The organism is Salmonella sp. NW722 (assembly GCF_051702785.1).
In the GTDB taxonomy this organism is placed as follows: Bacteria; Pseudomonadota; Gammaproteobacteria; order Enterobacterales; family Enterobacteriaceae; genus Salmonella; species Salmonella enterica.
In genome coordinates, this window is sequence record NZ_JAMMIN010000007.1 from 153,556 (window position 1) to 168,734 (window position 15,179).

Sequence of the window (15,179 nt, forward strand, 5' to 3'; positions counted from 1 at the left end):
CACCGGCGGCACCCTCATCAGCGGCGGCACGCTAGTCGCCACTAGCGTTGAGGCGCTGGGAAGTGGCGACGTCACCGACAACGCCGTGCTGGAACTGAACACAGGCGGCACGTTCGACAATGCCATCAGCGGCAGCGGCCAGGTGGTAAAATCCGGCGATAAGACGCTCACGCTTTCCGGCGCCAATTCTTACACTGGCGGCACCACCATCAGCGGCGGTACGCTGGTCGCCAGTAACGTTGAGGCGCTGGGCAGCGGTGATATCGACAATTACGCCAGCCTGCAACTGAACGCCAGCGGCCAGTTCGTTACGGCAAATCTCACCACTCACGATAACGCCATCACCGCAATCGGCGCAGGCAGCGCATTGCGGGCAAATACGCTAACGCAGGAGGCGAACGGCACCCTGGCCGTACACCTGACCGACAACAACAGCGGCGCCATCGTCACCGCCGACCGCGCCAACCTGGGCGGCACGCTGGATATTACCGGCATCGGCAACGTGACGAAATCCTGGACCCGCGACGCGTACGCCTACACGCTGATTGACACGGACAGCGCCATCGATAGCGATTTTGCGCAATTCACCGTAGCCGGTATGGACGCCAAACAGGTGGATTTTCTCACCGTCGATGGGCGCGTGAACGCCGACGACGACACCCGCTATGACGTAACCGCCTCGCTGTCCTGGTATGCCGACAGCGACAACGCCGCCACCGACGCCCACGGCACCTTCACCCTGAGCGAGCAAGGCCACAGCTTCACGCTGAACACCGCGCTGACGGACGTTGACGCCACGCTCGATCCCGACAGCGCCACCGGCTGGGACGGCAAATCGCTCATCAAACGGGGCGCTGGCGCGCTGATCCTGGGGGCGCAAAACACCTACAGCGGCGACACCGACGTGCAGGAGGGCGCGCTATGGCTGACCGAAACGGCGACTATCGGCTCAGCGGGGAGCGCGCAGGCGGTTAATATCGCCGCGAACGCCGCCTTTGGCGGCCACAACGCCACGGTGAACGGCCATGTTAACAACCTGGGCAGCCTGTACTTTGCCGATACGTTCACCGTCAACGGCGATGTCGTCAACAGCAGCGCGATGATAAGCGGCAGCGACCAGCCCAACAATACGCTGACGATCGCGGGAAACTATACCGGCAACGACGGTCATCTCTATCTCAATACCCAACTGGGCGATGACAGCTCGCCCACCGATAAACTGATCGTCACCGGCGACACCGCCGGCAGCACCACGCTGCATATCACCAACGTCAATGGCCTGGGCGCACAAACGGTTAACGGTATTGAAGTCATTGAGGTGGGCGGTCAGTCCGACGGTGATTTTAGGCTCTACAAAGGGCATGTTGATATTAACGCCTGGACCTACACGCTGAAACAAGACGGCGGCGACTGGTACTTGCGCTCCGAGTCTGATGACGTGCCGGACGACGGCGGTGAGGTTACTCCGCCTGACGATGGCGGCGAGGTCACTCCGCCTGACGATGGCGGTGAGGTCACTCCGCCGGACGACGGCGGTGAGGTCACCCCGCCTGACGATGGCGGTGAGGTTACCCCGCCGGACGACGACGGTGAGGTCACTCCGCCTGACGACGGCGGCGATATCACTCCGCCTGACGATGGCGGCGATATCACTCCACCTGACGGCGGCGACGTCACGCCCGTGGCGCCGCAGTACCGCGCCGACATTGGCGTTTATCTCGGCAACCAGTGGATGGCGCGCAACCTGCAAATGCAGACCCTCTATGACCGGGAAGGCAGCCAGTACCGTTCCGCCGACGGCAGCATCTGGATGCGTTTTAAGGCCGGTAAAGCCGAATCGCAGGCGGTTAACGGCAATGTAGATATCGACAGTGACTACTCGCAGTTCCAGCTCGGCGGCGACATCCTGACCTGGAGCGACGGCGCGCAGAGCGTCACCGTTGGCCTGATGGGCAGCTACATCAACGCCAGCACCGACAGCACCGGCAACCGGGGGGCGGACGGCAGCCAGTTCTCCGCCAACGGTAGCGTGGACGGCTACAACCTCGGCCTCTACGCCACCTGGTTTGCCGATGCTCAAAGCCATCGCGGGGCTTACATCGATAGCTGGTATCAGTACGGCGCTTACAACAACAGCGTGGATAACGACGGACTCAGCGCCAGCCGTTACGACTCCGCCGCGCACGCCGTCTCGCTGGAAACGGGTTATCGTTATGATATTGCGTTAAGCAACCGCAACACGGTCAGCCTGACACCGCAGGCGCAGGTCACCTGGCAGCGCTACAGCGCCGACACGGTTATTGACGATGGCGGTACCCGCATCAGCGGCCAGAACGATGATAGCTGGACGACGCGCTTAGGCGTGCGTGTGGACGGTAAACTGTACAAAGAGAGCGGCAGGATCCAGCCGTTTATGGAGGTCAACTGGCTGCACGCCAGCGACAATGCCTCGGCCACCTTTGGCGACACGAAGGTATCGCAGGATTTGCCGAACGACCGCGTGGAAGTGAAAGTGGGGATTCAGGCAAACGTCAGCGAACGGCTAAGCGTCTACGCCCAGGCCGCCGGTCAGAAGGGAAAGAACGACTACGGCGACGCCAGCTTTAGCCTGAACATGCGCTATAACTGGTAGGTTGCTGACCAGGCATAGTACAACATTTATGCCGGATGGCGGCTACGCCTTATCCGGCCTGCAGGGTTATCAATATGTGATAATTCGTAGGCCTGATAAGCGAAGCGCCATCAGGCGTTGGGTGAGGCGTAGGTTGGGTAGAGCGCAACGCAACATTCGGTATCCGGTTCCGCAAGCAGGCAGTGGAACAACTCTCCCAACTGTTTTCGTGACCCGTTTCCCGGATAAATGTTTATTCATCGACTTCAATGGGAAAAATTTGATCTGAAGCGTATTTCTGTCAGCGTTTTTCAGGGCGTCAACGATCGCGCTCAGTTCATTATTTCATGTGACGGCGGCATATAATATCTTTCCATCAATAACGTGAGTGTCGGCACGGCTTAATGGATTGCTGTTTGGTGGGTTGTAAAAGGAAGTATCGGCGAGGGCACAGTGCAGATAGTCCCCCATCTTATATATTCACTTTTGGTAAATCGGTCACTGTAAATAGTGTTCTTCACGCAGAATCTGTGGGTCGAACGCCAGCAACTGATTAAGCCTGTCATCTTAAACGTAAATATTATTTGCCTCAAAAATATAATTATCTTTTTTATTATGGGTGGTTATTAACGCAGGTAATATTATTTTCTACTTTCGCCATGCAGATAATAAAAGTAAAGCGGAATATAATGCAGGACATCTGCAGAGAGTTACCCGAATATAATTGAAAAGGAATTTGTATGCTTAATGGAAAAACATTAATGCTGTTGTTGGGTGGAGTTGTTCTCTCGGGCTGTGGGCCGGAGCCCTCCGACCCGCAGGGAAATAATCCGGCTGAGTTAAAACAGGAGCAGGCTATCCAGAAAGAAAATAGCGCTCAGGCCGGGGATGACACTGTCCAGAAAAGACAAGCCGAGGCCGCCCAACAGGCTGCGAAAAAAGCAGCCGAATATGCTGAAGCCAAAGCCCTGGCAGATGCCAAAGCGGGATCTCTGGCAACAGCCGAAGCACCGCAATAAGTAATGCAGACACGTGCCGCGGCACCAAAAGCGTTCGCTGCACAAGGCGGTAATGTAATGGGGACCGCGCGTTACGAACACTACGATGAAAATCCAATTAAACAGGTAAGTCAGGCGCCGCTCGCCACGTTTAGTCTGGATGTAGACACTGGCAGCTACGCTAACGTGCGGCGCTTTCTGAATCAGGGGCAACTGCCGCCGCCGGAAGCCGTGCGGGTAGAAGAGATGCTCAACTATTTTCCCGCGCCTCAGCCCGTTGCGGATAAGCAGGATAACACTAAACCCATTGCGGCCTGTATACCGATGCCATTTGCGGTTAAATACGAACTGGCTCCCTCGCCGTGGAACGCGCAGCGTACGCTATTAAAAGTTGATGTTCAGGCCCGGGACATGCAGACCAGAGATCTACCACCTGCCAACCTGGTTTTTCTCATTGATACTTCCGGCTCTATGCAGCCAGCGGAACGCCTGCCGTTGATCCGGTCGGCGCTAAAACTGTTGGTGAACGATCTGCGTGCGCAGGATAACATCACGATTGTGACCTACGCGGGCGGCACTCACGTCGCGCTGGCGTCTACAGCGGGAAATAACACAACCGCGATTAAAGCGGCAATTGATAATCTGGATGCTTACGGGAGTACCGGTGGTGAAGCGGGATTACGACTAGCCTACGAGCAGGCCGAAAAAGGGTTTATCAAAGGCGGCGTTAACCGCATTTTGTTGACCACCGACGGTGATTTTAACCTCGGTATTACCGATCCCAAAGACATCGAAGCGCTGGTAAAAAAAGAGCGCGAGAAAGGTATTACCTTATCTACGCTGGGCGTCGGCGATGACAATTTCAACGAAGCCATGATGGTGAGAATTGCTGATGTGGGTAACGGCAATTACAGCTACATCGACTCCCTCTCCGAGGCGCAAAAAGTCCTCAAAGATGAGATGCATCAAACGCTGGTCACCGTTGCCAAAGATGTAAAATCGCAAATCGAATTTAATCCGCAGTGGGTGACTGAGTACCGGCAGATTGGTTATGAAAAACGCCAACTGCGCGACGAGGATTTCAATAACGATAAGGTTGATGCCGGTGATATCGGCGCGGGTAAACACGTCACGCTATTCTTTGAACTGACGCTTAACGGGCAGAAAGCCTCGGTGGATAAACTGCGCTACGCTCAGGATAAAGCCGCCTCAAAGCCAACAAAATCAAGCGAGCTGGCGTGGATCAAATTGCGCTGGAAAGCGCCGCAGGGCAGCGAAAGTACATTAGCCGAGTTCCCGGTCGTTATGGGAAAAATGCCGATCTTTGCTGACGCCTCTGAAGATTTTCGTTTCCGCGCGGCGGTAGCGGCTTTCGGGCAAAAACTGCGTGGCTCAGAAACGCTGGCAGATACGACCTGGCCGCAAATTATTAAATGGGGTGAACAGGCGCGCGGGGAAGATAGACAAGGCTATCGCGCGGAGTTTATTAAACTGGTAAAACTGGCGGAAGGCTTGTCTCACTAAGCGTCAGGGGATGCCTGTACTGTAGGCATCCCCTGTTACGTCAGGCGCTTTTGCGGCTGATCAGTGGTCCCTGGCTGTTTGTTGCTGCGCGCTCCAGCACTTCCTGAATGACCGAAGAGAGTTCGTTAATCTCAAACTTGGCCACGTAGCCGTCGGCCTGCACTTTACGTATATGATCTTCGTTGGCGCTGCCGGAAAGGGAAGAGTGAATAACGACCGGGATCTTTTTCAGCCGTTCATCGGTTTTAATTTTACGCGTTAACGTAAAGCCATCCATCTCCGGCATCTCAAGATCTGTCAGGACCAGCGCGATTTTCTCGCTAATTGGCTTACCTTCGGCCTCCGCTTCCTGCGCCAGTTGCTGGATTCTCTCCCATGCATCCTTGCCGGTCACATGCATCTGATGCGGAATTCCCATCGCGTTCAGCCCTTTTTCCAGCATCGCGCGGGCGACTTTGGAGTCTTCCGCCACAATGGCTACCGCGCCTGGGGTAATATAAAATTTATTGGTCTTCAGATTGGTGGCGCGCAGATCGTGGCTGGAGGGGACAATATCATAAAGGATCTGCTCAACGTCGAGCACCAGCGCCAGGTTGTTGGTTTCTTTGTTGTCATCCAGGCAGGCAATACTGGTGATGTAGCGACCGTTGACGGCTTTCTCGGCGGTATGCACCTGTTGCCAGTCAAGACGCATAATATTTTCCACCGACTCGACGGCAAATGCCTGTACGCTGCGCGCATATTCGGTGATCAGCAAAATATTCAGCCCGGTTTCCGGCTTGCAGCCCGCTACCGCTGGCAAATCAATCACCGGAATGACCTGATCCCGAATATTGACCATGCCCAATAGCGGCGCTTTCATGCCTGCCGGGCGCGTAAAGGCGGGCATTGGTACGATTTCGCGCAGCTTAAATACATTGATGCCGAACAGCTCTGACTTTTGTTCATGCAGCGATGTACCAAGACGGAATAACAGCAGTTCAAAACGGTTGGACAGGGTTAAATTGGCCCTGTCATCAATATCTTTCTGAAAATTGTCCATCCTAACCTCATTATGAAAGCCTGCCTTTTTTAGTGTTATCGGCAATGAGGACAAAAAATGGAGCGCTAAACCGGGAAAACAGAAAAATCGTAAGCCAGCTCCGTCGCCGGGAAAATAGCACGGCATTCCGCCAGTAAGCGCTGACAGCCTTTATCGTCATAGCGTGAGCTAATATGGGTCATAATCAGCCGACCGACGGCAGCTTCCCGCGCCAGCGTCGCGGTTTGACGGGTGGAGCTGTGTCCGCGAGCGTTGGCTTTCTCCTCCATTGACGCATCCAGCGTGGTTTCATGGACCATCACATCCACGCCTTGCGCCAGCGCGAGGGCGGCCTCGCAGGGCGCGGTATCGCCGAAAATCGCCACTGATTTCCCGGCCACGGCGGGAGCAAGGTAGTCGGCGCCATTGATCTGCCTTCCATCGGCAAGCGTGACGGTTTTTCCTGCCTTCAACGTCTGAAACAGCGGGCCGGGCGTAACGCCTGCGGCTTTTAACGCCCTGGCATTCAGCGCGCCAGGCTTGTCATGTTCAACAACGCGATATCCGTAGCACTCCAGTGGATGCTCCAGCCTGAATGCGGTCACTTTACGCAGACCGTCGTCAAGAATATCGCCTGCGCTAATTTCTTCAATTTGCAACGGAAAATCGGTCCATGAACCGCTAAGGCGCAGTGTGGTTGCAATAAACTCACGCACGCCTTGAGGTCCGTATACGGTTAGCGGATGGGGATTCCCCGCCATCGACCGGCTGCATAGCAGACCCGGCAGGCCAAACAGATGATCTCCGTGAAGATGGCTGATAAAAATGCGCTCAAGCTTACCGGGATGAAACGCGGTATTAAGCATTTGATGCTGTGTCCCTTCGCCGCAATCAAAAAGCCATACTCCCGGCTGCGTTGGATGTTGCAGATGTAATAAAATTGCCGTTACATTGCGTGAGCGCGTGGGAACGCCTGCGGACGTACCTAAAAAAATTAATTCCATCTTGTCCATACACGTTTGGTTATCGTTTAACCCAAGATTACCACAACACAGGAGCGCATCATGATTGACTGGCAGGATCTCCACCATAGCGAACTTACCGTTCCTCAACTTTACGCGTTACTCAAATTGCGCTGCGCAGTCTTTGTGGTAGAACAGCGCTGTCCTTACCTGGATGTGGATGGCGATGATTTAGTCGGCGACAATCGGCATATTCTGGGCTGGCACCAGGATGAGCTGGTGGCGTATGCGAGGATTCTGAAAAGCGATAACGAATCAGACCCGGTTGTCATTGGCCGGGTGATCGTCAGCGATGCCTGGCGAGGGGCGAAACTGGGCCAGCAATTAATGGCGAAAACGCTGGAATCTTGTGGGCGGCACTGGCCGGATAAGCCGCTATATCTGGGAGCGCAGGCGCATCTGCAACCTTTTTATGCGCGGTTTGGTTTTATTCCGGTCACCGATGTTTATGACGAAGACGGCATTCCGCACCGGGGAATGGCGCGGGAGGTTCATCAGGCATAAACCGAAACCGTTGACTATAGTTAGGAGCAGGTGTTAACACAACGGAGAATGAGAATGTCATATCAATTTGGTGAATCACGTGTTGATGATGATCTGACTTTGCTCAGCGAAACGCTGGAAGAGATTTTACGTTCCTCAGGCGATCCCGCCGATCAAAAATACATTGAGCTGAAAGCCCGCGCGGAACAAGCGCTGGAAGAGGTGAAAAACCGCGTAAGCCATGCGTCGGATAGCTATTATTACCGGGCAAAGCAGGCCGTTTATAAAGCGGATGACTACGTTCATGAAAAACCCTGGCAGGGTATTGGCGTAGGCGCGGCGGTAGGACTGGTACTTGGACTGCTGCTGGCGCGGCGCTAAATCCCCCCACTGAACAGAATTGCAACCCTCCCTAAATGAGGTACTGCTTTTTTAGGGCAGTACCCCGTATAATGTGGGGTTTTTAACAGGGAGGGTCCGCGTGCATTCTATTACTACTGCGCTGGAAAATCTGACGCGTCAGCTATCGCAAGAGATACCGGCGACGCCAGGGCTTTGCGTTTTCGATGCGCCTTTCCCTTTAAACGATGCCTTCGATGCATTGAGCTGGCTGGCCAGCCAGTCATCCTTTCCGCAATTCTACTGGCAACAGCGCAATGGCGACGAAGAAGCTGCCGTTCTCGGGGCAATCACCGTTTTTTCATCGCTCGATCTGGCGCAACGGTTTTTACGTCAGCACGCGCAGCCTGACTTACGTATTTGGGGGCTGAATGCGTTCGAGCCGAAAGAGGGCTACTTATTGCTGCCGCGGCTGGAGTGGCGACGTAGCGGGGGTACGGCGACCTTACGCTTACATCTGCACAGTGACGTTTCGCTACGCGATGATGCGCGCCAGGCGAAAGCGTTTCTCGCTTCTCTGGTCGGCATTAAGCCTGTTCCGGCGCTACGCCTTTCGCTCACGAGCGAACAACACTGGCCGGACAAAGACGGTTGGGTGAAGCTGATTCAGCAGGCCACCCACACCATTGCGCAAGAGGCGTTTGATAAAGTTGTGCTGGCGCGGGCCACCGACTTACAATTCTCCCGTCCGGTCAATGCCGCCGCGATGATGGCGTCCAGTCGTCGTTTAAATCTCAACTGCTACCACTTTTTTATGGCTTTTTCCGCCGATACCGCCTTTCTGGGATCATCGCCGGAGCGGCTCTGGCGGCGGCGTGAAACGGCGCTGCGTACCGAAGCGCTGGCCGGGACGGTGGCGAACCATCCGGATAACCATAAAGCCTGGCAGCTTGGCGAATGGTTAATGAAAGACGATAAAAACCAGCGAGAAAATATGCTGGTTGTCGAAGACATCTGCCAGCGACTGCAAAACTGCACCCACTCGCTGGATGTGCTGCCGCCGCAGGTGCTCAGACTGCGCAAGGTACAGCATTTGCGCCGCTGTATCTGGACGGCGCTTAATCAGGCGGACGACACGCTCTGCCTGCACCAGTTACAGCCTACCGCAGCGGTCGCCGGGATCCCTCGTGAACCCGCGCGTTGTTTTATAGAACAATATGAGCCGTTCGAACGTGAATGGTATGCCGGGTCGGCAGGCTATCTCTCCACGCGGCAAAGTGAGTTTTGCGTGACGTTACGTTCAGCCAAAGTGACGGCCAATGTGGTGCGATTGTATGCCGGCGCGGGAATCGTCCGCGGCTCCGATCCGGAACAGGAATGGCAGGAAATAGATAATAAAGCGGCCGGGTTACGTACCTTATTGCAGATGGATGCGTAATGAGTCACATATTCCCGACCCATATCAATAATCCATTTTTGCAGCTCTTTATACTTAGTCCCAATGATTGATACCGGACAAACTCATGTCAGTAAGTGCATTTAACCGGCGCTGGGCGGCGGTCATCCTGGAAGCCTTAACCCGTCATGGCGTCAGGCATGTTTGTATCGCCCCTGGTTCCCGTTCCACGCCGCTCACGTTGGCGGCGGCAGAGAATCCTGCTTTTATTCACCATACGCACTTTGATGAGCGTGGGCTTGGTCATCTGGCGTTAGGGCTGGCGAAAGTCAGCCAGCAGCCGGTTGCCGTTATTGTCACTTCAGGTACCGCCGTGGCGAACCTCTATCCGGCGCTGATTGAGGCGGGTCTGACGGGCGAGAAGCTCATTTTACTTACCGCCGATCGCCCGCCGGAGCTGATTGACTGCGGCGCCAACCAGGCGATCCGTCAGGCGGGGATGTTTGCCTCGCACCCCTCCCAAACTCTGTCGTTGCCGCGTCCCACGCAGGATATTCCGGCGCGCTGGCTGGTGTCGACCATCGACAATGCGCTCGCCATGCTTCATGCGGGCGCGCTGCACATTAACTGTCCTTTTGCCGAACCGCTGTATGGCGATATGAATGACACCGGTCTGGTCTGGCAGCAGCGCCTCGGCGACTGGTGGCAGGATGAAAAACCCTGGCTGCGCGAAGCGCGTCGACTGGAAAGCGACAAACAGCGCGACTGGTTCTTCTGGCGACAAAAACGCGGCGTCGTTGTCGCCGGGCGTATGAGCGCGGAAGAAGGCAAAAAAGTGGCGCAGTGGGCGCAAACTCTGGGATGGCCATTAATTGGCGACGTATTGTCGCAAACCGGGCAGCCGCTGCCGTGCGCCGACCTGTGGCTCGGCAACGCCAAAGCGGTGACCGAACTGCAGCAGGCGCAGATTGTCGTCCAGCTTGGCAGTAGCCTTACCGGAAAACGCTTACTGCAATGGCAGGCAACCTGCGAGCCGGAAGAGTACTGGGTAATCGACAATATTGAAGGTCGTCTGGACCCGGCGCACCATCGTGGACGCAGACTGGTAGCGAAAATCGCCGACTGGCTGGAGATGCATCCGGCGGAAAAACGTAAACCGTGGTGTGTAGAGATCCCGCGTCTGGCGGAACTGGCGTGGCAACGGGTGGTCGCGCAGCGAGACACCTTTGGCGAAGCGCAGCTGGCGCACCGTATCCGCGACTATCTGCCGGAGCAGGGGCAATTGTTCGTGGGCAATAGTCTGGTGGTGCGTCTGATCGACGCGCTGTCGCAGTTGCCGGCTGGCTATCCGGTATACAGCAATCGCGGGGCGAGCGGCATTGACGGCCTGCTTTCCACGGCGGCGGGTGTGCAGCGCGCCAGCGCCAAATCGACGCTGGCTATCGTCGGCGATTTATCCGCGCTGTACGATCTTAACGCGCTGGCGTTACTACGTCAGGTATCCGCGCCGTTTGTGTTGATTGTGGTTAACAATAACGGCGGGCAGATCTTTTCCCTGCTGCCGACGCCGCAAAGCAAACGTGAGCGCTTTTATTTGATGCCGCAAAACGTCCATTTTGACCATGCGGCCGCCATGTTTAACCTGCGCTATCATCGCCCGGAAAACTGGGAAGAGCTGGAGTCTGCGCTGGCTGGCGCGTGGCGAACCCCGGCGACAACGGTGATTGAGCTGGTGGTAAACGATACGGATGGCGCGCAGACGCTGCAGCAACTTTTGGCTCAGGTAAGCCATCTATGATGTTGCACGCGCAGCACATGCCCGGACAGCCTGGGGCGCCCTCGCTGGTTTTCCTGCACGGTTTTTCTGGCGATTGCCGCGAATGGCAGCCGGTTGGCGAACAGTTTCACGGCTGTTCGCGGCTTTATATTGACTTACCGGGACATGGCGGATCTGCGGCTATTCCGGTCGGCGGATTTGCCGATGTCATCAGATTGCTGCGCGCTACGTTAATTAGTTACAACATACTAAAGTTTTGGTTGGTGGGATACTCTCTTGGCGGCCGGGTGGCGATGATGGCAGCCTGCCAGGGAATACTAGGCCTGTGCGGCCTGGTGGTCGAAGGCGGTCATCCGGGGCTGCAAAATGAACAGGCGTGCGCTGAAAGACGGTTGTCTGACGGGCGCTGGGCAGAGCGTTTTCGTCGTGAACCCCTGACTGAGGTTTTTCACGACTGGTATCAGCAGCCGGTGTTCGCCTCGCTGACGGCGCAGCAAAGGCAGACGCTGACGGCGCTGCGTAGCCAGAATAACGGCGAAACGCTGGCTGCGATGCTGGAGGCGACATCGCTTGCCGCCCAGCCGGATTTACGCGAGGCGCTCAACGCGCTGGCATTTCCGTTTTATTATTTATGTGGCGAACGCGACAGCAAATTCCGCGCCCTGGCGCAGGAAGTGGCGGCGACATGCCATGTTATTCGTAACGCCGGACACAACGCGCATCGGGAAAACCCCGCTGGCGTGGTAGACAGTCTGGCTCAGATTCTGCGTCTCTGACTAAAGGACACACTATGATCTATCCTGATGAAACAATGCTTTACGCACCGGTAGAATGGCACGACTGCTCGGAGGGTTACACCGACATTCGTTATGAAAAATCCACCGACGGTATTGCAAAAATCACCATTAATCGTCCACAGGTGCGCAATGCATTTCGTCCGTTGACCGTCAAAGAGATGATTCAGGCGCTGGCGGATGCCCGTTACGACGACAACGTGGGCGTGATTATTCTGACCGGCGAAGGCGATAAAGCGTTTTGCGCGGGCGGCGACCAGAAGGTGCGCGGCGATTACGGCGGTTATCAGGATGACTCCGGCGTGCATCACCTGAACGTGCTGGATTTCCAGCGCCAGATTCGCACCTGTCCAAAACCGGTTGTCGCGATGGTCGCGGGATATTCCATTGGCGGTGGTCATGTGCTGCACATGATGTGTGACCTGACCATCGCGGCGGAAAACGCCATCTTCGGCCAGACTGGTCCGAAAGTTGGCTCCTTTGACGGCGGTTGGGGCGCTTCGTATATGGCGCGTATCGTTGGTCAGAAGAAAGCGCGTGAAATCTGGTTCCTGTGCCGCCAGTACGATGCGCAACAGGCGCTGGATATGGGGCTGGTTAACACCGTCGTTCCGCTGGCGGATCTGGAAAAAGAGACCGTGCGCTGGTGCCGCGAAATGTTGCAAAACAGTCCGATGGCGCTGCGTTGCCTGAAAGCGGCGCTGAATGCCGATTGTGACGGTCAGGCCGGGCTGCAGGAGCTGGCGGGCAACGCTACCATGCTGTTCTACATGACCGAAGAAGGGCAGGAAGGCCGTAACGCCTTTAACCAGAAGCGTCAGCCTGACTTCAGCAAATTCAAACGGAACCCATAATGCGTAGCGCGCAGGTATACCGCTGGCAGATCCCCATGGACGCGGGGGTGGTTCTGCGCGACAGGCGGTTAAAAACTCGCGACGGGCTGTATGTTTGTCTGCGTGACGGCGAGCGTGAAGGGTGGGGAGAGATCTCCCCGCTGCCGGGCTTCAGTCAGGAAACGTGGGAGGAGGCGCAGACGGCGTTACTAACATGGGTGAACGGCTGGCTTCAGGGGAGCGAGGGATTACCGGAGATGCCTTCGGTCGCGTTTGGCGCAAGCTGCGCGCTGGCGGAACTGACTGGCGTCTTGCCGGAGGCGGCGGACTATCGCGCCGCGCCGTTATGCACTGGCGATCCTGACGATTTGGTGCTACGGCTTGCCGATATGCCCGGCGAGAAAATCGCTAAGGTCAAAGTGGGTCTCTATGAAGCGGTACGCGACGGCATGGTGGTTAATTTGCTGCTGGAGGCGATCCCGGATCTGCATCTGCGTCTGGATGCGAATCGCGCCTGGACGCCGCTAAAAGCCCAACAGTTCGCAAAGTATGTTAATCCGGACTACCGCGCTCGTATCGCCTTTCTCGAAGAACCGTGTAAGACGCGGGATGATTCCCGCGCCTTTGCCCGTGAAACCGGCATCGCGATTGCCTGGGACGAAAGTCTGCGCGAAGCGGATTTCACCTTTGAAGCCGAAGAGGGCGTCAAGGCTGTGGTTATCAAACCTACGCTGACCGGATCGCTTGATAAAGTGCGTGAGCAAGTCGCTGCCGCCCATGCGTTGGGACTGACGGCGGTCATCAGCTCTTCGATCGAGTCCAGCCTCGGCCTGACGCAACTGGCGCGGATTGCCGCCTGGTTGACGCCGGGAACGCTGCCCGGACTGGATACCTTGCATCTGATGCAGGCGCAACAGGTTCGTCCCTGGCCCGGTAGCGCGTTGCCTTGTCTGAAGCGTGATGAGCTGGAACGACTGTTATGACATTCACGGACTGGCCGTGGCGCCACTGGCGTCAGGTTCGCAGTCAGGCGCCCGCTCTGCGCCTGAACGATGAAGTGCTAAGCTGGCGCGCCCTTTGTGAGCGTATTGATGCGCTGGCGGGCGGGTTTGCCGCGCAGGGCGTACGCGAGGGCGATGGTGTCCTGCTGCGCGCCGGGAATCAGCCGCGCACTCTGTTGGCATGGCTTGCGCTGATGCAGTGCGGCGCGCGGGTTCTGCCCGTCAATCCGCAGTTGCCCCAGACATTGCTGGAGGCGCTGGTGCCGAAGTTAACGCTGCGTTTTGCGCTGACACTGGAAGGCGAAAACGTATTTTCCGGGTTAACCGCGTTGCAGATACAAAAGAGCACAGCGGCGTATGCCGTGGCCTGGCAACCGCAGCGTCTGGTTTCTATGACGCTGACATCGGGTTCCACAGGATTGCCAAAAGCGGCTGTACATACGTGCCAGGCGCATCTTGCCAGCGCGCAGGGGGTGCTTTCGCTAATGCCGTTTGGCCCGCAGGATGACTGGCTGCTATCGCTGCCGCTGTTTCATGTATCCGGGCAGGGTATTATGTGGCGTTGGCTCTTCGCCGGGGCGCGCATGACGGTACGCGATAAGCAACCGCTGGAGCAGATGCTGGCAGGGTGTACTCATGCTTCGCTGGTGCCGACGCAGCTGTGGCGGCTGCTGGCGAATCGGGCGGCGGTGACGCTGAAAGCCGTTTTGCTCGGCGGCGCGGTGATTCCGGTTGAACTCACCGACCAGGCCAGCAAACAAGGGATTCGCTGCTGGTGCGGGTATGGGCTCACGGAGTTCGCGTCTACGGTATGCGCCAAAGAGGCCGATGGTTCGGATGATGTTGGCGCGCCGCTTCCCGGCAGAGAGATCAGAATCGTCGATAATGAAGTCTGGCTGCGCGCCGCCAGTATGGCGGAAGGTTACTGGCGTGATGGCAAACTGATCCCGCTGGTTAATGACGAGGGCTGGTTTGCCACGCGCGATCGCGGCGAGCTGAACCACGGCAGGCTAACCATCGCCGGGCGGCTGGACAACCTGTTCTTTAGCGGCGGCGAAGGCATTCAGCCGGAGGAAGTCGAACGCGTTATTAACGCGCATCCGCTGGTGCAACAAGCCTTTGTCGTGCCGGTAGAAGATAAAGAGTTTGGCCATCGTCCCGTTGCGGTTGTGGAGTATGCATCGCAGGCCGGAGACGTGAACCTCGCTGAATGGGTTCGCGATAAGCTGGCGCGTTTTCAGCAGCCGGTTCGCTGGTTGACGCTGCCTTCAGAACTGAAAAACGGAGGGATTAAAATATCTCGCCGTGCGCTCCAGCAGTGGGTGTGTAAGATCTGTAAAAATTAATGTTAGGTTAATATACAACCATTCCATCGCTATT

Annotated in this window: 11 protein-coding genes and 1 pseudogene; 10 read left to right on the forward strand and 2 right to left on the reverse strand. The window is 56.6% G+C overall.

The annotated features are described in order from the left end of the window. Both NA330_RS18225 and NA330_RS18230 read left to right on the forward strand, forming a co-directional pair. On the forward strand, positions 1–2,632 hold a 2,632-nt coding region (locus NA330_RS18225), incomplete at its 5' end, for an autotransporter outer membrane beta-barrel domain-containing protein (RefSeq protein ID WP_198879422.1). A gap of 719 nt (positions 2,633–3,351) precedes the next feature. Then, a pseudogene (locus tag NA330_RS18230) lies at positions 3,352–5,133 on the forward strand (vWA domain-containing protein). A gap of 40 nt (positions 5,134–5,173) precedes the next feature. Here NA330_RS18230 and NA330_RS18235 read toward each other — a convergent pair. Together NA330_RS18235 and rbn are read right to left on the reverse strand one after the other, a co-directional pair. Next, a complete protein-coding gene (locus NA330_RS18235; protein WP_000368560.1) occupies positions 5,174–6,175 on the reverse strand; it encodes a chemotaxis protein in 1,002 nt (333 codons plus the stop codon). A 65-nt stretch (positions 6,176–6,240) separates the two neighbouring features. After that, entirely contained in the window at positions 6,241–7,158 is a 918-nt protein-coding gene (gene rbn, locus NA330_RS18240; protein WP_023242548.1) for a ribonuclease BN, read from the reverse strand. A 60-nt stretch (positions 7,159–7,218) separates the two neighbouring features. Here rbn and NA330_RS18245 point away from each other — a divergent pair, with 60 nt between their 5' ends. The 8 genes from NA330_RS18245 to menE all read left to right on the forward strand — a co-directional run bounded on the left by NA330_RS18245 (position 7,219) and on the right by menE (position 15,145). After that, the gene (locus NA330_RS18245; RefSeq protein ID WP_000568155.1) at positions 7,219–7,680 is read left to right on the forward strand and encodes a GNAT family N-acetyltransferase; all 462 of its coding nucleotides are present in this window, start codon (positions 7,219–7,221) and stop codon (positions 7,678–7,680) included. A gap of 54 nt (positions 7,681–7,734) precedes the next feature. Beyond that, positions 7,735–8,040, forward strand: a complete 306-nt coding sequence (gene elaB / locus NA330_RS18250) for a stress response protein ElaB (RefSeq protein WP_001519663.1) — start codon at positions 7,735–7,737, stop codon at positions 8,038–8,040. Between the two features lie 100 nt (positions 8,041–8,140). Further along, positions 8,141–9,436, forward strand: a complete 1,296-nt coding sequence (gene menF / locus NA330_RS18255; protein ID WP_000555676.1) for an isochorismate synthase MenF — start codon at positions 8,141–8,143, stop codon at positions 9,434–9,436. An 85-nt stretch (positions 9,437–9,521) separates the two neighbouring features. Further along, the gene (gene menD, locus NA330_RS18260) at positions 9,522–11,192 is read left to right on the forward strand and encodes a 2-succinyl-5-enolpyruvyl-6-hydroxy-3-cyclohexene-1-carboxylic-acid synthase (protein ID WP_000116395.1); all 1,671 of its coding nucleotides are present in this window, start codon (positions 9,522–9,524) and stop codon (positions 11,190–11,192) included. Further along, positions 11,189–11,947, forward strand: a complete 759-nt coding sequence (gene menH / locus NA330_RS18265) for a 2-succinyl-6-hydroxy-2,4-cyclohexadiene-1-carboxylate synthase (protein WP_023242547.1) — start codon at positions 11,189–11,191, stop codon at positions 11,945–11,947. Before menD ends, menH begins: the two co-directional genes overlap by 4 nt. 14 nt (positions 11,948–11,961) lie before the next feature. Further along, the gene (gene menB, locus NA330_RS18270; protein WP_000640013.1) at positions 11,962–12,819 is read left to right on the forward strand and encodes a 1,4-dihydroxy-2-naphthoyl-CoA synthase; all 858 of its coding nucleotides are present in this window, start codon (positions 11,962–11,964) and stop codon (positions 12,817–12,819) included. Then, on the forward strand, positions 12,819–13,781 hold the full coding sequence (menC, locus tag NA330_RS18275) for an o-succinylbenzoate synthase (protein ID WP_023242546.1): 963 nt from the start codon (positions 12,819–12,821) through the stop codon (positions 13,779–13,781). The genes menB and menC overlap by 1 nt, the downstream gene beginning before the upstream one ends. Continuing rightward, a complete protein-coding gene (gene menE, locus NA330_RS18280) occupies positions 13,778–15,145 on the forward strand; it encodes an o-succinylbenzoate--CoA ligase (RefSeq protein WP_023202370.1) in 1,368 nt (455 codons plus the stop codon). The genes menC and menE overlap by 4 nt, the downstream gene beginning before the upstream one ends. The last annotated feature ends 34 nt before the right edge of the window (positions 15,146–15,179 follow it).

What these genes read in the sequence shown, in the direction of transcription:
- menD (WP_000116395.1), top strand. Translation starts at nt 9,522, where the DNA reads ATGTCAGTAAGTGCATTTAACCGGCGCTGGGCGGCGGTCATCCTGGAA.
- elaB (WP_001519663.1), top strand. Translation starts at nt 7,735, where the DNA reads ATGTCATATCAATTTGGTGAATCACGTGTTGATGATGATCTGACTTTG.
- menB (WP_000640013.1), top strand. Translation starts at nt 11,962, where the DNA reads ATGATCTATCCTGATGAAACAATGCTTTACGCACCGGTAGAATGGCAC.
- menH (WP_023242547.1), top strand. Translation starts at nt 11,189, where the DNA reads ATGATGTTGCACGCGCAGCACATGCCCGGACAGCCTGGGGCGCCCTCG.
- NA330_RS18235 (WP_000368560.1), bottom strand. Translation starts at nt 6,175, where the DNA reads ATGGACAATTTTCAGAAAGATATTGATGACAGGGCCAATTTAACCCTG.
- menC (WP_023242546.1), top strand. Translation starts at nt 12,819, where the DNA reads ATGCGTAGCGCGCAGGTATACCGCTGGCAGATCCCCATGGACGCGGGG.
- rbn (WP_023242548.1), bottom strand. Translation starts at nt 7,158, where the DNA reads ATGGAATTAATTTTTTTAGGTACGTCCGCAGGCGTTCCCACGCGCTCA.
- menE (WP_023202370.1), top strand. Translation starts at nt 13,778, where the DNA reads ATGACATTCACGGACTGGCCGTGGCGCCACTGGCGTCAGGTTCGCAGT.
- NA330_RS18245 (WP_000568155.1), top strand. Translation starts at nt 7,219, where the DNA reads ATGATTGACTGGCAGGATCTCCACCATAGCGAACTTACCGTTCCTCAA.